The sequence below is a fragment of the Croceivirga radicis genome (genome assembly GCF_002072105.2).
Lineage (GTDB): Bacteria > Bacteroidota > Bacteroidia > Flavobacteriales > Flavobacteriaceae > Croceivirga > Croceivirga radicis.
In genome coordinates, this window is sequence record NZ_MTBC01000010.1 from 84,138 (window position 1) to 103,637 (window position 19,500).

The window sequence follows — 19,500 nt, forward strand, 5'->3', positions numbered from 1 at the left end:
TTTAGTATCCTGGATTTTGAACTAATGCTGGGTCTGCCGCAATCTGGCTTGCTGGTAATGGCAATAACAGTTTGTTTGCATCTGAGACACCCAATACTTCTTGTGCTCTACCCTGTCGCAACAAATCGAACCACCTGTGGCCCTCCCAAACCAATTCTAATCGCCTTTGAAGGTCTATTTCTTGGAAAATAGCATTCTTATCTTCCCCGCCGGCATAATCCGATAAACCGGCTCTTTCTCGTATCTGATTTAGATAGGCTACCGCATTACTGGTGCTACCAAGCTCATTTTCCGTTTCTGCCAACATTAATAGCACATCTGCATACCTAAGCACTACCCAATCACTCGCAGAATCGCCAACTACTGTGGTAGGTACCGCTATTTTATTGGTATAGGCCAAACCTGATTCCAATGTACCCACATACACATCTTTTCTGGTATCATTGGCCGTGTACAACTCATAGAATTCTGGCTTTAATACCCCATGACCTTTTGTACCAGCCATACTACCTTCTTGTCTTGCGGTTGGGTTAAACATGCGGTAAGCATCTGACCCCTCGCTATTACTATTGATACCAGAAGCAAATTGTACCACAAAAATTAATTCGTCATTCAATTCGTTCTCCAAAGAGAACACTTCGGATACTGGAACTAGTTGATGTACGTTGGCATCCACAACCTTAGTTAAACTAGTTTTAGCTGCTTGGAAATCTTGTCTTGTTAAATACACCTTGCCCAGCAATGCTTGGGCCGCAGTTTTTACCACACGGCCTTTATTGCTTTCTGTCCTAACTGGTAAGTAGCCTTCTGCTTCTTCTAAATCTGCAATAATCTGCGCATATACATCTGCTACCGCTGTGCGTTCTTGCCCAAAATATTCTTGTGGATTAACAACTTCGTCCGTAATCAATGGCACATCCCCAAACGTTCTTACCAAATTAAAATAAAGCAATGCCCTAATGAACAACATTTCCCCTATTCTAGCATTTTTTGTTGCTTCCTCTGTATATGCCACATCGCTAATACGATTTAATACAATATTAGCACGTTGTATTCCTTTAAATGCATCTTCCCAAACATTGGCAATTAGGCTACTTTGTGGAATTACATTATAATCATCTAACATCCCATAATTACCGCCGTCGTTAGCCGGAGTTTCATCGTATGCATCTTCTCCAGGCAGTTCACCCACAGCAGGAAAGGCGGTATCATAATTACCTGTAAATTGTAAAGCCGCATAAACAGCATTTACGGCCTCTTCCATCTCTGCCTCGTTAGCATAAAAATTATCTGCTACCTTGGTAGTTGTAGGGTTTTGTATCAATTCGTTTTCACAGCTTATAAGGCCAACTGCCATTACAACACTGGTTATATAAAGTAACTTTTTCATTGTATTGGTTTTTAGTAGGTTATTTTTAATCCGACGGTATAGGTTCTTGCAATTGGATAATTGCCACCAGAGTTGTACCCTGATGTTAGAATATTACTGGTGGTACCATCTGGGTTCCACCCGCGCCAATCTGTAGCCGTAAACAAATTATTACCAGATAGGTATACTTGTAATCCCTGTAATTGTAACTTGTCTAGTATATTTTTTTGGAAAGTATACCCTAAACGGACATCTCTAAACCTAAAATAATCGCCATTATTTTCATCTACCGTTACGGAGCTTCTTAAGATTTTTCTTGAGTTAGAGAAATTACCAAAATTAGGCTGGCCCAAGAAACCGTCTGGATTATTTACCGGGTGATATCTATTGTTGAAATAGTATTTTGTTGGTATCGCAAAGCCTTCTCCGGATTCCGTTAAAGAACTTAAATCGCCATCTAATAATGTTCTGCCGGCAACACCTACAAAATTGAAGCTTAAATTGAATCCTTTGTAATCTAAATTGGCTCCAAAACCATAGGTGAAGTCTGGCGCAAAAGTACCTTTGGAAATCTTATCGTCATCAGTAATTTGTCCATCACCATTAACATCTACAACCCTTAAATCTCCGGTTAAGGTGCCATCTAGATGTGGGGTGTTGTCTATTTCTTCTTGAGTCTTAAAAACACCATCTAGTTTGTACCCATAAATTTCTGCAATTGGCCTACCAATTTGTGTTACAAACAATTGATCCCTACCTGTTGCTATCCTGTCTTGGCCAGGACCCAATGCCAATACCTTGTTCTTGTAAGAAGTAAGGTTTGCATTAAAACCAATACCAAGGTCTCCTGCCTTAAAACCGTTTCCAAAAATTTGAAATTCCCAGCCTTGGTTTTCCATTTCACCAATATTGGCCAGTACATTATCATAACCGGTTTGCTGTGGTACCGGTACATCTAACAACAAGTCTTTAGTATTGGTTTTATAATAAGCCATATTAAAATTCAACTTATTATTGAAAAACCCTAAATCCAATCCTATGTTTAGAGAAGAAGCTACCTCCCAACCTAAATCTGGATTTGGAGCAGATGTAGTTATGTAACCTGGGGCAATACCGTTACCAAATACATAATTAGAATCGGTTACCAAGGCTTTGGAAGCATAAGTACCAATCTGGTTATTCCCTGTTTGCCCCCAACTGGCCGAAAGTTTACCAAAACTTAAGATGTTTGAGTCTGGAAAAAATGTTTCTCTACTAAATACCCAGCCACCGGCAATGGATGGAAAATTACCCCAACGGTTATTTACACCAAAACGCGATGATCCATCTCTACGTAAGGCCGCCGTTACTAGGTACTTATCATCAAAATCATACTGTAGACGACCTAAGTAAGACTCTAGTGCCCAAATACCCACATCTGCAGTAGCAGTAAATGCACTGGCACCACCTATATTCTGTATGTTATCATCTGCAAAACCAGTGCCTACAACCCTTGTGTAATCTATTTTCTCTTTTTGAAACGTATACCCTGCCAATACATTAAGATGATGTTTACCAAAAGTTCTATCGAAGGTTAGCGTATTCTCTAGCAAATAGTTCACTTTATTTTGCTTACGCTGTTCCGCATTTGCATCTGCTCGTGGTGCAGGTGTTCTGTAAGAACCAACTCCTATTGGATAATAGTAATCCCTTACATATGTATCGTAATCTCCACCCAAAGAAAATCTATAGGTTAACCCCTTGATTATTTCCGCATCTAAAAAAGCATTACCAAAAATTCTAAATCGGCTTTTTTCATCTGTGATTAGATTAGCCGTTGCCACTAAATTCTCTACAGGCGTACCATTTACCCTAACGCCTTCAATTTCGCGTTGTTCATTAACCAATTGATCACTAATGTTGATACTTCCATCTGCATTATAAGGGCTATACATGGGAAAACTTAATGGAATTAAACCCAAAACACCATTACTACGACTACCTTGGTCTACGGAGTTTTCTACCGAGTACGTTGGTTTTAAATTCACACCAAATTTAATCTTGTCCGTAATCTTGGTCTGCAAATTCAAAGAGGCAGAATACCGTTTAAAATCCGTACCAATTACCACCCCCTCTTGGTCAAAATAACCTAAAGAAGTAAAGAAAGTTGTTTTCTCGTTTCCGCCAGAAATAGAAAGTGCATAATTGGATATTGGAGCACTCCTAAACCCCTCATTTAACCAATCTGTGTTCAATAATCCTGGTTCTCCATTTAGGTAAGGTTCTAGTTCTGGCAAAAATAATTCGCGACCATCTATTTGCTTTCCGTCTATCAGTTTAGTAACCCTAACACTATTTGGGTCTGCCTCACTTCTATTTAAAGGGTCTTTAGAAACATATCCCCAATTTCTAGCCTCTGTTAAGAATTGGGCATGCTCATATGCATTTACCAATTCTACTCCGGAGCTTTGTTGTTGTATACCTCCATATGTTTCTAGGGTAATTCTTGTTTTCTGGTTAAATTTACCCGCCTTTGTGGTAATTAAGATTACACCGTTAGCCGCTCTAGAACCATAAATTGATGCAGATGCCGCATCTTTTAAAATATTAATATCCTCAATATCATTTGGATTAACGGAGCTTAACGTACTCCCTTCTGTTAAGGGAAAGCCGTCCACAACAATAAGTGGATTAGAACCTGCAGTCAATGTTCCCGTACCTCTTATTATTATTTGTGAATCGTTACCTGGTTGTCCGTTGGATTGATTGATTATAACCCCAGATAATTTACCGGCCAATTGCTGGTCTACAGAGGCAGCGGTAACATTTTGCAGTTCTTGACTGTTCATTTCCGCCACGGAACCCACTACCTTTGCCCTAGCCTGTTGCCCGTAACCAATTAAAACAACTTCTTGTAAACTAGATGACGCCAGACTTAATTGAATGCTATATTCTATTTGAGTACCCACGGTAACCAGCTCCATATTATACCCAATATAAGACACCTCCAAAACGGCTCCAGGGTTAACCTCTAGAACAAAATTTCCCTCAAAATCAGTAGCGGTACCGTTGGTTGTACCTTGTTCCACAACGGACGCCCCAGGTAGTGGCTGCCCATTTTCATCTAGCACTTTTCCTTTTATCTCTTGAAATATGCTTTCTACTATTGCTTTAGAAGCCTTGGGTCTTTTGTCTATAGAAATATTATAATTAAGTCTTCTAAAAGCCAAGCCAGCATCTTTGGCCAATAATTCTAGCACAGAACGCAAGGACACCTTATTATAACTAAGGTTATATTTATTTTTTATGCCGGTTATGGATCTACCGTATACAAAATTAAAATCGGTTTGGTATTCTATAGCGGTTATTACCTCTTCTATGGTTGCTTGTTTTAGATGCAGGTCTACCGTTACTTGATCCAACTTTTGGGCTTTGACATTGGATGCCAAAAGCGGATTCAAGAGCGCCACAATCACACAAATAAAATAGACTTTCATTGTTAACGCTATAAATTGCTTAATAGTTAGTGAATTCATATCTTCACAGAATGTTTAATGGTTAATTATTAATCGTTAAAAAGCTTTGCAGTCTGTAGATCCTCGCCAAAGTTTCGCAGGCTGCTTTTGTTTTAAATAATAGTGTTTACATAGTGTATTTTTTTAGAGTTTGTTGTTTGGATTTATTCCTTGCAAAGGCCTTTAAATAATACTTGGTTACCTTCTTTAATTTCATAATCAAATCCTTTGGTGGCAAACTTTATACTTTCTAAAACCACCTTTAAATTTGCTTTTTCATATCTGGCAGTAACATGACAATTCTTTAAACCTTGGTGTTTAAAATGGACAGTAATTCCATACCATCTGCTCAACATATTAGCCGCTTCGGCAAAGCTGATATCATTAAATCTGATGATACCATTTTTCCAATCCAGAAAATTCTCATTGGATACTTTTGATTTGGATAGCGTATTTGCCGATTTGTTGAAATAGGCCAACTCCATAGGGTTCAATTCCAAAATATTGTTGGTCCCTGCTTTTGTATTAAATACCTTTACCTTGCCGGTTTTTACGGTAACAGCGATAGCCTCGTTAAAGGAATATGCATTTACATTAAAAGAAGTGCCTAACACTTGGGTATCTATAGCATTGGAATGCACAACGAAAGGTTGTTCTTTATTTTCTGCTACTTCAAAAAAAGCTTCGCCTTCTAAATAGACCTCTCTTAGTTTTTGCCCTTTAAACGATTTTGGGAAGTTAAGTTTACTACCGGCATTAAGGGTTACTTTAGTACCATCACTTAGATTTATGGTTGCTCTTTTGCCCCAATCTGTTTGTTGTGCCAACATTTCTACTTGAGCCACCTTCGCCTTATTATATTCTTGGCCCTTACTCACCACCATATAACCCAAACCAATTAATAAGACTAAAGAAGCGGCAACTTTAAATACTTGTCTTATACCTATAGAAAAAGACTTCTTGTTATCCGTAGCTTTGATTTTACCCTGTATTGCTGAAAAAATATCCTTTTCAATAGCTTTTTCCTTCTCAACATCAAAAGGAGTAACTTCTTTATTTTCATATGAAGCTAAAACACGGTCCACAAGTTCTTTTTCCTTTTGGGAGCAATTACCTGCAGTGTATTTTTCTATTAAAATTTGTAACTCTTTTTCAGTCATCTTTTGGTTCTCTATTACTAAGAGTTAAAAATGACCGAGCACCCTAAATGAAAAAGCTATTTTTTTTAAAAAAAGAATAGGTAAGATGCCATTGAAGCAGATAACTTCTTGATTGATTGCGAAATATGATATTCTACGGTCTTGGTAGATACATTCATTTTTTTCGCAATTTCTTTATGAGATAATTCTTGATGTCTACTTAACCTAAAAATCTGCTTGGTTTTATTTGGCAAACTGTTTATCTCTTTTTCTATTTTTTCTTTGGTTTCTAAATAGTGTATATGCTGTTCTGTGGTGTTTTCTGCATTTAAAGCATCCATGTGTAGTAAAACATCTTTAAACACAACAGATTTCTTAAGATGCTCCAAACATTTATTTCTTGTTATACTGTGTAAATAAGAACCAAAATGTTGAATATTCAAATGATCACGTTTCTCCCAGAGTATACAAAAGACCTCTTGTACAACATCCTTGGCCAATGTTTCATCTTTTAAAAAGCCAACAGCAAAGTAAAACTGTTTTTTCCAGTGTCGGTCATACAACTGCTTAAACGCCAATTGATTGTCTTTCTTAATCAATTGAAACAATTCTAAATCTGGCGCAGTCATAGTGGTCTAATCTGTTTAGAGCAATGATAGCCACTTTAGGTAAGTAGGGTATTAAGTAAAGTTTAATTTTAGAATATGGAATCTTTACACCCTATCTAAAACAAGGTAATTCTAATTACTAGCCAAGACAAAAGTTAGCGAACCGGGAAGTTGATTTTATCTTAAAAACTACCGTACACGATTCAGCAAAAAAACAAATCTAAATAGGTATAGTAGCTAGTATTCACCCACTCTTTTGATTGTTCTGAAGCACTATTTCAATTTGTCAAAATACGTATTCATTAAATCCCAGATGGCATAATACTCTAATTCCTTTGCCCTATTGTCATTTCCCATATCGGTATTTATGACTATGTATCTGCCCGTTTTTTTGTCCGTATCAAAATACATCCAAGTACCAACTCCTGCATCGCCTCCAGAGTGCCCTACATAACCTTTGGCACTGTAACCTATAAACAAAGCAGGGCTATAATCTCCATTGTAAGGATTAGAAGTATTTCTATGCTCAAAATTATCTTCTTGGAGTTGTTCGGTTAATAATTCGCTATAGCTTTCTTTACTTAAAAGTGTTCCTTTTCCGGCATATCCTTTGATCAATTCTGCTAGATATTTCGCCATATCGGTGGGTGATGATATGAACATACCATCTGGATAGGTCATTGCGGAGTAAAAAGGCAATACAGAATAGTCGTTCCTATAGAGTCTTGAATGTTTTGACACATCAATAGCTTCTAACGACCAACCCGAAGCATTCATACCTAAAGGTTTTAGAATATGTTCTTTTGTAAACACATCAAATGGTTTACCCGTTGCTTTTTCAATTACAAGTGCACAGAGCGTTGCCCCAATATTTGAATAATTGTATCGTTCTCCCGGATCAAAGACTATATAATTATTGTTGTTGTAGTACGCCCCATTTTCTTCTAAATATCCCCTTACGTATTCTTCCATTGGCACTTTACTGCTGTTTGGGTTTAACTGTTGTGCTGGATAATCCGTTCTTATACTAGACAAGTCTTGGTTCTCCGTTAAGTACCAAGAGGTGTTCATGTAAATTTCAGAATCATTGATTCCAGATGTGTGGGTTGCTAAATGTCTAATGGTTATGGTTTCTTTGGGGCGATTAGGATTGGTTACCTTGAACGGAAGGTAGTTGTTAACCGGGTCATCAAGTTGTAATTTACCCAATTCTTGAGCTTTTAGTAAGCTAATCCCAATCAATGTTTTAGAGACGGACGCTATGTGCTGAACCGTATTTTTTGTATATTTTTCTTTGGTCTCAATGTTAGAAAATCCAAAACCTTTCTCATAAAGCACGCCATCCTCATTTACCATTGCCACTCCAAATCCTATAATATTTCCATTCTTTTGAATAGAATCTAATTTTGCCGTCAATGAATCTTTAGCCGTTAGCGCTTCGGTTTTGTTTTCTGGGGTTGTTGATTTTTTTTGGTTACAGGATACGGTTAAAAGACCAAAAAGAAAATATAGAATAGCGGTTTTGTTCATTGGTCCGATCTTTTATTCGGCTAATTTAAGCTAATCTACACAACGCCAAATTACGGGAATCTATGTTGTTTAAAACGACTAAATATTGGAATGGAAAAAAATAGTTTATTTGAACTTTCTACGTTCTCGGCTATGATTTCGTTGTGGAATCATCCGCAGGATTATTCCGCCGAAATCCAGCCGTTTGATTTATACTTTTACTTTGATTTGGCACAAAACCACAATGAATTATAGCCAATGTTGCCCACAGTTATTTATTAATTATACTTTCTTTCAACTCTTGAAAAGTTATCCACTTTCCAGAAGGGAAATCATCAATTATCAAACTCGAATCCCTAGTAATTACACTATTATAAATTCCTGAGTGAGAAATATATGATTGATTTTGAATTTTTTGTTTTATAAGTCCCACAATAGCATTTTCAACCAGTTTGATTTTTTCTTTATCCAATTTTATACTGTCAATCTTGAAATCTAATTCTTTATACTCAAACCATTTTTTGGATTCTTCATTCTCGGCAGGTGGAGGCGGAGGGGCTAAGGAACCTAAAAATCTTGAATAATTAGCATAAAGAGTTTTTCCGTCTGAGTAAATCGTTATTATATCAGAATCACCACCCCATTCACCGTATTTATCATCTGTCTGTGTAAGTTCAATTTGATTCCACTCATCAACATATTCCAACGAAATCTTCTCTTTTATTTCTCGATTGGAATCTAATTCATTTTTTGAGGATTCCTTACATCCACTGAGAATTGTTAGAAAATAAAGGATTAAGACAAGATTTTTCATAATTGTGGGCAACAATTGAATATCCGTCATATGACGTATATCTCTTTTGTATAAAACTACTAAATCTTACACCGACAGAAAATCTTTTTTTTGAACTATCAAAACTATGGCTAAACTGCCTTTCAATGCAATTTATGCTTTATTGCGCCTAGTTTTCCTTTTTAACAATTTTCACAATTCGGTTAATTATAATTTCCGATAAATTCCATTCATAACCTTCAAAATCAGTTGTGTTAATAAATTGAACGACAACTGCATCTATATCTTTGTGATATTCTGCCAAGCTTTGATAACCAATGACTAAACCACCGTGATTATATTCGTAAGGATATATTTCCTCCTCACCTTCTTCAAATACAGAACCATCATTTAAAGCTCTTAAAAATATTCCAACATCCGCTGCGGTTGCTAACATTCCAAAGTCGCGGGCCTTAAAATCTTCTTCAATTCCTACATAATATCCGCTCATTACATCGTCTAAATCAACCTCGTTAATCGAAAAAAATGTGTTTTTCAATTCAAGAGGTTTCAAAATTTTTTCTTTGATATACTCGTTATGATTGTATCCCAAAACCGCATCAAGAATTCTACGAAGCAACAAATAATTCGTGTTCGAATATTCATATCCTTTGTCTGGTTTAAAACTAGCAGGCAAGTCCAAAGCAAAATCTAAAGCATTTTTGCCATTTTCTTCTTCGTTTTCCCAAAACGCCGGATTATCGGTAAAGTTTGGAATCCCAGAGCGGTGTTGGATCATCATTTTCAATGTGATTTCATCGGCATTTTCTATTCTTTCTTTTAGCTCAGGGAGATAATCGGTTAGTGATTTATCAAAAGACAGACGCTTTTCTTTAACCAACTTCGTAGCTGCCACAGCTGTATACAGCTTACTGATACTAGCAATTTTGAACAAAGATTTTGGTTCGGCTGGTATTTTCTTTTCTCTATCTTTCCAACCACCTGTGAAAAATATTGGTGGTTTGCCTGCTTGGTCTATGTAAACAATCATACCATCAAAACCGTAACCTATTGCTTCATCTACTTGTTCTTGAATGCTATTCGGTAACGGTAAAATCCAAGCCTTTACCAAAATCCAAGGAACAAAACATAATGAAACTACAGTTCCAATAAACAAGAATGCTCTTACAATCCATTTGGCTTTTTTGTTTTTTATCATTTTTTAATCTTCGATAATAGTATCTATTTCTTTGATTATACTTAAGCCTACATCCTTTAATTCGGTGTACCGATGAATCATCGTATCAAACTGCCAAGCAGCTAAACTAATTACGTTTCTGTAGGCAGGAAATGAAGTGTACTTCTTAAAATCAGTATAATATTCACTTTCTTTGGTGGCTCTGATATTAAGGGAATCGGGTGGTACAAAGGCATATGCTAAAACCAAAGACCTGTCAAATCGAGTGGAAAGATATGCCTCTTGACTTTTCGCATATTCATTATAACTTTTTTCATTTAATGCAATCTCGCCAATAATGGTATGGTATCTTGTTAAAAGTGAATCTAAGGCAGTATTGTTGATTTTTCCATAGTAATTTGAATTTTTTAAAGCTTCGTACCCGGCAATACTAGGACTAAAATAGAGATCTATAAACGCCCAACCACTAGACATAAAAAGCATGGTGTTTTCTTCTTCAGTTTTATTTAAAATACTTGTTCGAGCCTTTTTACATAGTTCAGCTATTTGTCTTCTTCCTGTTGTTAAAGAGTCTAGTTCGTGGATATCTTCTAAGGTATTTGATTTGATTTTTACTAAAAATTCTTTCAAGGCCATATCACCTTTTCTAGATTCATTCCAATTGTTAATTTGCAAGGCAATCAAAATCCCAATTACTACCAACACAACTTCTCCTAAAGCATACTTAAGATATTGAGCTTTTTTATTGTCCAAAATCAGCTTATGTCTTATTCTTCTAAATAATTTCATTTGGTTGATTCAAATTAGCCACAACAATTTAATAACCATAAACTTACGGATATCTCTATTATTTAAAACTACTAAATCTTAGACTAGTAAAAAATCCTTTATTTTAACTGTTAACGGTTAGTATATGAAGTTTGGTAACCAAATAGGAGGTTGATTTCGAATACAGTATTGTACGCTGGCTTATTCAGCAAACACATCATAATGTATTACATTCCCTGGAAAGTCAACTAAATATTGTTGATCCTCTTTATAGGATACTGCCTGTTTAAAATTTGGTCCTGTAAAATTTTTAATGGCATTCAAATCTGTCCAATAGGTCAATAGCTTGAAATATGTAAATTCATAGTCGCTCCGTTTTAGAAAGGATAATTTTATGAACCCATCCGTTTTTTTGTAATCGGAAATATCGCGTTTCTCAATAATTTTAGTATATGTTTCTGAATGCTCAATTCTGGTTTTTCCTTCCCAAACTCGTGTTATCATAATAATTATTTACTGTTCATTCCCTGTATAAATCTACATCGGCATTGTTTAATCTTCTTGTTCTAATACCGCCTTTTTGTAAATGTCGATTGCTTTTACACCAACGGCCAACATTTTCATATCCCTGCTAAATTTGAACGGTTAGCAACCATGACCACTTATTTTAGCACGCTTACGAACTATTATTTTCGCCTTCTTTTAGTTGCTTCCATCGCTTACTGGCCCTTTTCATCTTTTTACGGTCTGTTAGAATACTAGATATTGTATTTAGTAGCGCAGGAACAAATAGTACTATTACTATCCAAAACAACATTTAAGGAATTCTTTTTTTTGATTTTCTTCTAATTCCAAGGCCCAATTTTATAACTGTTACGCCAGATTAAGTTAGGGCCGTATTATAATTAGTGAGCTCTAAGAAATGAGCATTTTACGAACATTTGTTTATCTCAGTTCTGGGTTGTAAGCTGGCTTTTTCCATTTTCTACTATTCTACACTGTTCAAAATCCATTTCGGGATAAGCATCATTTGCCCAATCACTTAACATTCTTAAAACGGGTAAAAGTCCAACCGCTTTTTCGGTTAAAGAATATTCAACCCTAGGTGGAATTTCAGCAAAAGACTGTCTTAAAAGCAATCCATCATTTTCTAATTCTTTCAACTGATTGGTCAATACCTTTTTTGAGATAGTAGGGATTAAGGTATTCAACATACCAAATCGCATAGAACCATTGGATAATAAGTACAAAATAATAGGTTTCCATTTATTGCCAATTATGTTCATGGTATGTACAAGGGAGCAAGCATTGGGGTTGTCTATATATTTTCTTGCCATTGGTTACTTTTTAGTTACCACTATTTGTCCAAATGAACACATATTGGTTTCTTTTTTAAACTTATAATAGTTTCTTTGTGAAACAAATGTAATTAAAATTTTAAAATGAAAAATATTTTTATCATCAACGGTCATCAGAAATATCCATTTTCTGAAGGTAAATTAAACGCAACCTTAACAGAGAAAGCAGAAAGCTACTTTAAGAGCAACGGCTATAACATCAAGAAGACTACCATGCAAGACAACTATGATGTAAACGAAGAAATTGAAAAATTCAAATGGGCAGACGTGGTCTTTTTTCAAACACCATTAAACTGGATGGGAGTAAGTTGGTCGTTCAAAAAATACATAGATGAAGTATTCTCGATGGGTATGATGGGCGAAATGTCTGATGGTGATGGCAGAAGTAAAGAAGCACCTAAGAAGAATTACGGATTGGGCGGAAAGTTAAACGGAAAGTATATGATGTCTGTAACCGCTAATGCGCCAAAAGAAGCATTTAATAATCCAGAGGAAACCTTTTTTAAAGGATTAAGCGAAGATGAACTTTTAAGGCCAATGCATCTTAATTTTAAATGGTTTGGTTTTGAACCATTACCAACATTTATGGCATATGATGTAATGAAAAATCCAGAAATAGCGAATGATTTTATTCGTTTTGAAAATCACTTAAAGGCAAACTTTTAACGTATTTATTATGAATAGACCAACACCAAAACATACAGCACCAGATTTACATTTTCCATTATTAGATGGAATTCAATGGAGTTTGGCAGACCAAAATCCAAACAATTTTACCTTGGTTGTTTTTTATAGAGGATTACATTGTCCGCTATGCAAAAAGTATTTGCAACAACTACAAGAATTGTTACCCGAATTTGAGCAAAGAGGGGTTAATGTAGTAGCCGTAAGTATGGATACCGAAAATAGAGCTAGACTTTCTCGTCAAAAGTGGGAATTGTCTAATCTTACTTTGGGTTATGGCTTAGCAGAAGAAACGGCCAGAGATTGGGCTTTGTATTTAAGTGCAGGTGTAAAAGATGGTGAACCCAACAAGTTTAGTGAACCCGGATTATTTTTAATAGACAATAACAATCAAGTTTATTATTCTGCAATAAACAGTAACCCTTGGGGAAGACCCTATTTGCCTTCTTTTGTAAAGGCGGTAGATTATATCGTACAGTCAGGCTATCCTGCTAGAGGTGAAATACTATAAATCTAACATATGGATGTAAAGACAAAAGAACGATTGATAAAATTGGCAGAAGAAGAAATCCCAATTCATAAACATTTTGGTTTAAAAGTTGAAACAATAGAAAAGGATTTCATTAAAGTACGAGTGCCATTTAGAGATGATTTAGTTGGTGATATTCGTACCAACCATTGGCATGGTGGAATTATTGCTACCATTTTAGATTCTGTTGGTGGTGCTATAGGAATTGCCAATTTCAATTCGCCAGAAGATAAACTGTCTACAATAGACTTGAGAGTAGATTATTTGAGATTTGCAGATGGAAAAGATTTAGTTTTTGAAGGAAAACTGGTTAGAATGGGAAATCGAATAATGGTGACGAAAATGAAAGCATTTCAAGAGGATGTATTGGTAGCGGAAGGAAAAGGTGTTTATAATTTTATTAGAGCGTGATTTTTAGCTTGCTTAGGACGGTTGAGCTATGAACAGTACGGGAGTAAACTGGTGTTAGCCATCCGCCACGCATATAGCGAAATCTTTTTGTTTTGATTTAATTTTTCCTGTACAGAGCAAAATCCATAAGATTTTGCGGTCTTTATAAAATCTCGCAATCCTTTCGATTAAGCCTGAAGCCCGTATTGTTTATAGGTTTTGTTGTGTTTAGTTATCTTTTATTTGTTGGTAAAAGTTAGACTGTATTGAGATAGAGTTGTTGTAGGGCTTTGAGGTCAATTTTAACTTTGAACAATCGTTCGTAATCTTTTGCTTGTTGTTTTAATGCTGGTGTATTTTGAGATAATTCCCATAAATCAATTATTCCTTGAAATCGATTCAATGATTTTTTCTCTTTAAAAAACGAGTAAGCTTTACTTGTTATTTTCCCCGCGAGACTAACATAATTAAGGTTTGATAAAAACTCCTCCGCGGTATCCTGGTTATCTATAACTTTTTCTAATGCACCATCCACTCCTGAAGATTTTTTTATATCCCAAAAATGATGCAGAATTCTAGAACTGTTATTGTTATATTTTTTTGAAAATGAATTCCAAAAATCCCTTATTTCATCAATAGCTTCGATTTGACTTTTGATGTTATCGGCTTCATCAATCCTTTTTTCAAGTAGTCCAAACGAATTTCTTAAGTCTGTAAAGTCTTCTCTTAGTTGCCTTAATTTAATAGGAATATCTGACAATTCTTTGCATTGGGATAGAACTATGGATACTAACGGAGGAATAGGGATTTTTTTATATCCAGTATATTTAGTTAAGGTTTCAATTTTTTGATTGTGAAATTCAGATAAGATTTTGAAGGATTGATTTGAAGGTAATAATGAATAGTTGACTTCCTTTTGAGCCTTCATTCCGCTATATGGCATACAGGAATGACAATTTATATCTGAATTCTCATTGTAAAGACCTTGTAGCATATCTTTTTGAGACCTACCAATAGCTACAATTAAGTAATTAGGCTCTTTCGGTAAAATATTAAATCCGAAATTTCTCCAGAGATATGGAAACTTTTCGTCTGGTTCCAAAAATACTATGGGTTTGAAGTATTCTGTCTTTATTTCTTCTGAGGAATTTTTCTGGAAATCATCTATATGGAATTGACTTTCATCTTTACCTTCAATAAATGGCTTACTAAAAAGACACTTACCATAAAATGGACCTAACCAGTCTCTGAAGATTATCTTGTCTCCTTTGTTAAACAGTATATTATAAATAGGCCTTCCATTTTTGAAAGTGATTTTATTGGTATTTGTAAAATGAAACCATTCGAGTACAGAAAAATGAAAGGTTTCATTTAGCACATAACTTTCTATAAAACTATTTAGAGAGAAAATAAATTCTTGCTTGGGTTTACCATACCCGCCAATTACATAGTCAAGCTCGTCAATTATACTAAAATTTAGGTAGGCAACATTGTAAGGTTTCTCTAAGTCCGCCATATTTTGGTCTTCATATTTATTTTTTTCAGATTAGTTAAGAGGGTGCTGTAATTAAACACAACGTTCTCGGCTATGATTTCGTTGTGGAATTTCACGCAGTGAACATCCCGCCCGAAATCAAACCTTGGCTTGAAGTTAAGGATTTCCTTTTAAGGAAATCCGCCCACAATGAATTATAGTCAACTTAAGTTTAATTCTTTTAAAATTGATGTAATAACAAGAAAGAACGAAATAGAGAAATAAGGTCAATATAGTTATATTCTTAGAAGGAGTTAATTACAGTTACACCACTACTTTTAAACTTATTCATTTCAGGTAATAACGCTATACTTTCTTCAAGTGAAATAGTTTTCTCTAAAAGTTTATCTGGAGTTAGTTTTCCTGTTTTTATCATTTCTAAAATTTCGTGGTATTTGTATGCTTGCATACCGTGACTTCCTAATATTTCTAGCTCATCAGCGATTACTTTATCCATTGGTATTTGTGGATGTTTATGAGCACCAGCCATTAAGCCAACTTGTATATGTTTTCCTCTTTTTCGAAGATTAGAAATTGAGTTAAAGCAAGTTTCTTGATGACCTAAAGCATCTAGCGAAACGTGGGCACCTCCTTTAGTTAATTCCTTTATTTCTCCAATTATATCTTTTGAATTTTTACTATTGATAGTTTCTATTGCACCAAGTTCCTTTGCCAGCTTTAAAGTTTTATCATTTATATCTACTGCAATTACTTGTGCACCTAAAGCATTTGCTATCATAATAGCAGATAAGCCAACACCGCCACAACCGTGTACTGCAACAAATTCACCCCCTTTTAGCCCACCTTGTTCAACAACAGCTCTAAATGAAGTTATAAATCTGCATCCAAGTATACAGGCGGTTTCATATGTTATTTCTTCAGGTAATTTTACAAGGTTTAAATCTGCGTGATTTAAGGCCATATATTCTGCAAATGATCCCCAATGTGTAAATCCAGGCTGTGATTGATTGTCACAAACTTGGTGGTTTCCAGAATGACATTGATAGCAACTACCACATCCACCTACAAAAGGAACTGTAACACGGTCACCTATTTTAAAATTTTTAATATCCTTTCCAATTTCCACAATTTCTCCTGCTAATTCGTGTCCCGGAACGTGGGGTAATATGATATCACTATCGTGTCCTTGCCAAGCGTGCCAATCGCTTAAACACATACCTGTTGCTTTAATCTTTATTACTACCCCGTGACTTTTTGGTGTTGGATAAGGGACATTATTAATTTGAATATTTCCTTTAAACTCCTCAAATACAGCTGCTTTCATATTTTTTTTTTTTTCAAATTATACCAACATTGAATATCCGTAATATGATGGATATCCTTCTCGGCTATGATTTCGTTGCGGACTTTTTCAACGGAAAATGTCCGCCTGACTTTAAAGATAATTGATTGCAGGAATTTCCAGTTGGAAATTCCGCCCGCAATTAACTATACACTGTGTTGTGCGTTCGTATTTTATTTTCAAGAGGTTTCTTTCGTAATCCATTTTCCAATTGTAGGTGCTTGGTATGCTTTCATTTTTATAATCAATTCATCAATATTGTCACTAATTAAAACCATTTTTCTGTTTATTTCCTTCAAAAGTCCTTTTGTAACCATATCGTCTAAAAATGCAATCAGATTGTCATAAAATCCATTAATATTTAGGATTCCAATAGGTTTTTTATGAAGTCCTAATTGTCCCCAAGTCAGCATTTCGAAAAGTTCTTCTATAGTTCCAAAACCTCCGGGAAGAGCAATAACTCCATCGCAGAGTTCATTCATTTTAGTTTTTCTCTCGTGCATTGAGTTAACTAAAATCAATTCAGTTAATTCATTATGAGCAATTTCTTTTGATTTTAGAAAACGGGGCAAAACTCCTATTACTCTTCCTGAATTTTTTAATGACCCATTTGCTACTGCTCCCATTAGTCCAACATTCGCTCCACCGTAAACTAGCTCAATATTTTGATGAGCTAATTTTTTACCAAGCTCTATAGCTTTAAGTTCAAATTCGTTATCAGTTCCAAAACTTGAACCACAAAAAACTGTAATTCTATTCATTAAATATATGTTCTGATTATATGACGCACAACGTTAACTGTATGTTTTCGTGGCTGACTTCAAGCTAGTGAAATTTCGGTTTACCACGGAGTCAATCTGCAAGATTGACTTGCTAAATTTGTCCTCCGAAGCTAGCCAATCTTGCAGATTGACGGGATTTCTACGAAGAACCAAAGCTTGGAAAACCACTAACCAGCTATGAAATATACAGCGTGTTGTACACTGGCTATTTAGTTATCCAATTGTACATTCAATCAAGTCATCATTTGACTTAGCCGTTTCAAGAAGTTCTAAAAGCAATTTCATATTTTGAATTTCATCCTCATCAGCTTTTGATTCTTTGAAGATATATGGGTTGTCAATAATCACTTTAATTATTTTTAGAATCTTCTCGACTTTAAAAAGTGCAATTATTAATCTATCGTTTTCATACCTGAATGATTGGTCGCCTATTGAAACAACAAGAATGTGGAATAGAAAGTCTGATTGAAAGTATATCCCTAAATCAGATAGCCATTCATAGTTGTACAAATAATCAAGAGAAACAGCTCCGCCTCTAAAACTTACAGATTCATTTCTATAGGTTGCTAATTTTTCATAGTCAGCTTCAATTATGTCATACATTTTATATTCACTTACCTTGTATTCATCTGACTTAGTGATTCTACTAAAGGTTAAATAAACACCCATAATTCATTTTGTTTAGTTAGTTTATGCTTGTGTACAACACTTTTGTATAAAACTACTAAATCTTAGCTCCAGAATAACTATAAGAAACTATCAATGCTTTTTCTTCTTGTAATAAACTGGAAGAAAAATTTAATATAAAATGAGTTGTTTTATTTTCTTAATTAGCATAGTAGTAGGTAAACACACTAATTAGTAGCGTAAGAAAAACGCAGATTAACCAGTTCCATTCAAATTTCTGAGATGTATACAATTGTATTGTTGAACTTATTAAGGCAAGTAAGACAAAAAGAGCAGCAACTAGGAGTAATCCTATGCCTATGTATATAAGATAGTCTAAACCCGACTTCCAAAAAAAATAATTCAACTTAAGGAATAGCAATAGACCGCCTATTACGCTGCATAACAAACCGATGATCAAAAGTTTGTTCACACTAATTTTTAACCCTGTTGCCACCATTCTATCTATAAATTAACAGTTAACATATCTAAAAGCACACTATCGCCAACACAATACAACATCTATTACCTTAATTGGCAGTGGGGAGATATACAAATACATCGCCTTTAAAGGCCATTAAATATGCTTTTTCTTTGCTACCATCCATTAATCTAGAATCCAAAAAAAAACTTCCCTTTTCTATTTCTCCATCATCGTACATTAGGGTTAAAGCACCTTCGGTAACGGTGTAGCTTCCTGTTAAAGAATCATCGCCGGTAGCGGTTAGCACCGTATTTGCACTGGTTAAGGCTACCATGCTTTTTTTATCCCTGGTAAACCGCTTATCCGCCAGAAAGTAAATGTCATCATTAGAGAAAACCCTTGTTTGCGCAAAATCTGTAGTAGCGCTTAAACTAGAAGCTGTTTCATAACTATAGAAACCCGCAGGAATTTCTTTAACACTTTTCATCTTTACCATTGTAGCCCAACCCAAGGATAGGCCGCAACACCTATATTTTCCTGTTTTGCCATCTGCATCCAAAAACAAGGTATCCTTTTCCCTATCTTCTACATACTCTAAAATTACATGTTTTCCGGTTAACTTATAACTTCCATCTTTTATAGATTTCCATTTCTCCTCATAAAGTGTTTCCGTAAAACTACCATCTGTTCTAAAATAAAATACGTTATCCATACGGCCGGTACTAAAGTCTAAAGCATCATGTACCATTTCTACACCTGCATAGACCGTTGGCACCTTAAAAGTTTGACTTGTACCAAATAAGGGAAGTAGCACCAACACCCATAAACAGATACGAAATACCATGAACAGAAATAATTTACGTTTATTAACCCTTTTTTTGAATACCATAGATTGGTTTAAGATACTAAAATTAGAAAACCTACTTCTTTTCAATTTAAATTCTATGGTAGAATACTTCTTATTCTACTTATA

18 protein-coding genes are annotated in these 19,500 nt (G+C 35.1%); 3 read left to right on the top strand and 15 right to left on the bottom strand.

Translation table 11 applies throughout. The features are described 5' to 3' along the window. Position 1 precedes the first annotated feature (1 nt). The 10 genes from BUL40_RS13605 to BUL40_RS13650 all read right to left on the bottom strand — a co-directional run bounded on the left by BUL40_RS13605 (position 2) and on the right by BUL40_RS13650 (position 12,194). A complete protein-coding gene (locus BUL40_RS13605; RefSeq protein ID WP_080319693.1) occupies positions 2-1,390 on the bottom strand; it encodes a RagB/SusD family nutrient uptake outer membrane protein in 1,389 nt (462 codons plus the stop codon). An 11-nt stretch (positions 1,391-1,401) separates the two neighbouring features. Beyond that, on the bottom strand, positions 1,402-4,884 hold the full coding sequence (locus BUL40_RS13610; protein ID WP_080319694.1) for a SusC/RagA family TonB-linked outer membrane protein: 3,483 nt from the start codon (positions 4,882-4,884) through the stop codon (positions 1,402-1,404). A 143-nt stretch (positions 4,885-5,027) separates the two neighbouring features. Then, positions 5,028-6,023 carry a FecR family protein gene (locus BUL40_RS13615; protein WP_080319695.1) on the bottom strand — a complete coding sequence of 332 codons (996 nt, stop codon included), beginning with the start codon at positions 6,021-6,023 and terminating at the stop codon, positions 5,028-5,030. A 65-nt stretch (positions 6,024-6,088) separates the two neighbouring features. Next, positions 6,089-6,631, bottom strand: coding sequence for an RNA polymerase sigma-70 factor (locus BUL40_RS13620; protein WP_080319696.1), 543 nt, complete (start codon positions 6,629-6,631; stop codon positions 6,089-6,091). Between the two features lie 252 nt (positions 6,632-6,883). Continuing rightward, positions 6,884-8,140, bottom strand: a complete 1,257-nt coding sequence (locus BUL40_RS13625; protein WP_080319697.1) for a serine hydrolase domain-containing protein — start codon at positions 8,138-8,140, stop codon at positions 6,884-6,886. A 250-nt stretch (positions 8,141-8,390) separates the two neighbouring features. Beyond that, positions 8,391-8,933, bottom strand: coding sequence for a hypothetical protein (locus BUL40_RS13630; protein ID WP_176465489.1), 543 nt, complete (start codon positions 8,931-8,933; stop codon positions 8,391-8,393). A 148-nt stretch (positions 8,934-9,081) separates the two neighbouring features. Beyond that, positions 9,082-10,110 carry a serine hydrolase domain-containing protein gene (locus BUL40_RS13635; protein ID WP_080319699.1) on the bottom strand — a complete coding sequence of 343 codons (1,029 nt, stop codon included), beginning with the start codon at positions 10,108-10,110 and terminating at the stop codon, positions 9,082-9,084. Positions 10,111-10,113: 3 nt separating this feature from the next. Continuing rightward, entirely contained in the window at positions 10,114-10,878 is a 765-nt protein-coding gene (locus BUL40_RS13640) for a DUF6090 family protein (RefSeq protein ID WP_080319700.1), read from the bottom strand. Positions 10,879-11,058: 180 nt separating this feature from the next. Then, positions 11,059-11,361, bottom strand: coding sequence for an antibiotic biosynthesis monooxygenase family protein (locus tag BUL40_RS13645; protein ID WP_080319701.1), 303 nt, complete (start codon positions 11,359-11,361; stop codon positions 11,059-11,061). Between the two features lie 446 nt (positions 11,362-11,807). Next, positions 11,808-12,194: a winged helix-turn-helix transcriptional regulator gene (locus BUL40_RS13650; RefSeq protein ID WP_080319702.1), complete on the bottom strand. Its 387-nt coding sequence runs from the start codon at positions 12,192-12,194 to the stop codon at positions 11,808-11,810. Positions 12,195-12,299: 105 nt separating this feature from the next. On the opposite strand from BUL40_RS13650, the gene BUL40_RS13655 reads away from it, so the two are divergent. The 3 genes from BUL40_RS13655 to BUL40_RS13665 are packed head-to-tail and all read left to right on the top strand — an operon-like array spanning position 12,300 to position 13,839. Further along, the gene (locus tag BUL40_RS13655) at positions 12,300-12,881 is read left to right on the top strand and encodes an NAD(P)H-dependent oxidoreductase (protein WP_080319703.1); all 582 of its coding nucleotides are present in this window, start codon (positions 12,300-12,302) and stop codon (positions 12,879-12,881) included. Positions 12,882-12,891: 10 nt separating this feature from the next. Continuing rightward, positions 12,892-13,410, top strand: a complete 519-nt coding sequence (locus BUL40_RS13660; protein ID WP_080319704.1) for a peroxiredoxin-like family protein — start codon at positions 12,892-12,894, stop codon at positions 13,408-13,410. A gap of 9 nt (positions 13,411-13,419) precedes the next feature. After that, entirely contained in the window at positions 13,420-13,839 is a 420-nt protein-coding gene (locus tag BUL40_RS13665; protein ID WP_080319705.1) for a hotdog fold thioesterase, read from the top strand. Between the two features lie 235 nt (positions 13,840-14,074). Here the strand turns inward: BUL40_RS13665 and BUL40_RS13670 are convergent, their stop codons facing one another. The 5 genes from BUL40_RS13670 to BUL40_RS13695 form a co-directional block, all read right to left on the bottom strand. Beyond that, entirely contained in the window at positions 14,075-15,334 is a 1,260-nt protein-coding gene (locus tag BUL40_RS13670) for a hypothetical protein (RefSeq protein WP_080319706.1), read from the bottom strand. Between the two features lie 262 nt (positions 15,335-15,596). Then, complete coding sequence (locus BUL40_RS13675) at positions 15,597-16,637, bottom strand: zinc-dependent alcohol dehydrogenase family protein (protein WP_080319707.1); 1,041 nt, start codon at positions 16,635-16,637, stop codon at positions 15,597-15,599. Between the two features lie 197 nt (positions 16,638-16,834). Beyond that, complete coding sequence (locus tag BUL40_RS13680) at positions 16,835-17,416, bottom strand: LOG family protein (protein WP_010516940.1); 582 nt, start codon at positions 17,414-17,416, stop codon at positions 16,835-16,837. A 234-nt stretch (positions 17,417-17,650) separates the two neighbouring features. Next, positions 17,651-18,106, bottom strand: a complete 456-nt coding sequence (locus tag BUL40_RS13685; protein ID WP_080319708.1) for a hypothetical protein — start codon at positions 18,104-18,106, stop codon at positions 17,651-17,653. Positions 18,107-18,633: 527 nt separating this feature from the next. After that, positions 18,634-19,416: a hypothetical protein gene (locus tag BUL40_RS13695; RefSeq protein ID WP_080319710.1), complete on the bottom strand. Its 783-nt coding sequence runs from the start codon at positions 19,414-19,416 to the stop codon at positions 18,634-18,636. Positions 19,417-19,500: the final 84 nt, after the last annotated feature.

Coding starts and splice junctions, on each gene's coding strand:
- BUL40_RS13605 (WP_080319693.1), bottom strand. CDS start 1,390: ATGAAAAAGTTACTTTATATAACCAGTGTTGTAATGGCAGTTGGCCTT.
- BUL40_RS13610 (WP_080319694.1), bottom strand. CDS start 4,884: ATGAATTCACTAACTATTAAGCAATTTATAGCGTTAACAATGAAAGTC.
- BUL40_RS13615 (WP_080319695.1), bottom strand. CDS start 6,023: ATGACTGAAAAAGAGTTACAAATTTTAATAGAAAAATACACTGCAGGT.
- BUL40_RS13620 (WP_080319696.1), bottom strand. CDS start 6,631: ATGACTGCGCCAGATTTAGAATTGTTTCAATTGATTAAGAAAGACAAT.
- BUL40_RS13625 (WP_080319697.1), bottom strand. CDS start 8,140: ATGAACAAAACCGCTATTCTATATTTTCTTTTTGGTCTTTTAACCGTA.
- BUL40_RS13630 (WP_176465489.1), bottom strand. CDS start 8,933: ATGAAAAATCTTGTCTTAATCCTTTATTTTCTAACAATTCTCAGTGGA.
- BUL40_RS13635 (WP_080319699.1), bottom strand. CDS start 10,110: ATGATAAAAAACAAAAAAGCCAAATGGATTGTAAGAGCATTCTTGTTT.
- BUL40_RS13640 (WP_080319700.1), bottom strand. CDS start 10,878: ATGAAATTATTTAGAAGAATAAGACATAAGCTGATTTTGGACAATAAA.
- BUL40_RS13645 (WP_080319701.1), bottom strand. CDS start 11,361: ATGATAACACGAGTTTGGGAAGGAAAAACCAGAATTGAGCATTCAGAA.
- BUL40_RS13650 (WP_080319702.1), bottom strand. CDS start 12,194: ATGGCAAGAAAATATATAGACAACCCCAATGCTTGCTCCCTTGTACAT.
- BUL40_RS13655 (WP_080319703.1), top strand. CDS start 12,300: ATGAAAAATATTTTTATCATCAACGGTCATCAGAAATATCCATTTTCT.
- BUL40_RS13660 (WP_080319704.1), top strand. CDS start 12,892: ATGAATAGACCAACACCAAAACATACAGCACCAGATTTACATTTTCCA.
- BUL40_RS13665 (WP_080319705.1), top strand. CDS start 13,420: ATGGATGTAAAGACAAAAGAACGATTGATAAAATTGGCAGAAGAAGAA.
- BUL40_RS13670 (WP_080319706.1), bottom strand. CDS start 15,334: ATGGCGGACTTAGAGAAACCTTACAATGTTGCCTACCTAAATTTTAGT.
- BUL40_RS13675 (WP_080319707.1), bottom strand. CDS start 16,637: ATGAAAGCAGCTGTATTTGAGGAGTTTAAAGGAAATATTCAAATTAAT.
- BUL40_RS13680 (WP_010516940.1), bottom strand. CDS start 17,416: ATGAATAGAATTACAGTTTTTTGTGGTTCAAGTTTTGGAACTGATAAC.
- BUL40_RS13685 (WP_080319708.1), bottom strand. CDS start 18,106: ATGGGTGTTTATTTAACCTTTAGTAGAATCACTAAGTCAGATGAATAC.
- BUL40_RS13695 (WP_080319710.1), bottom strand. CDS start 19,416: ATGGTATTCAAAAAAAGGGTTAATAAACGTAAATTATTTCTGTTCATG.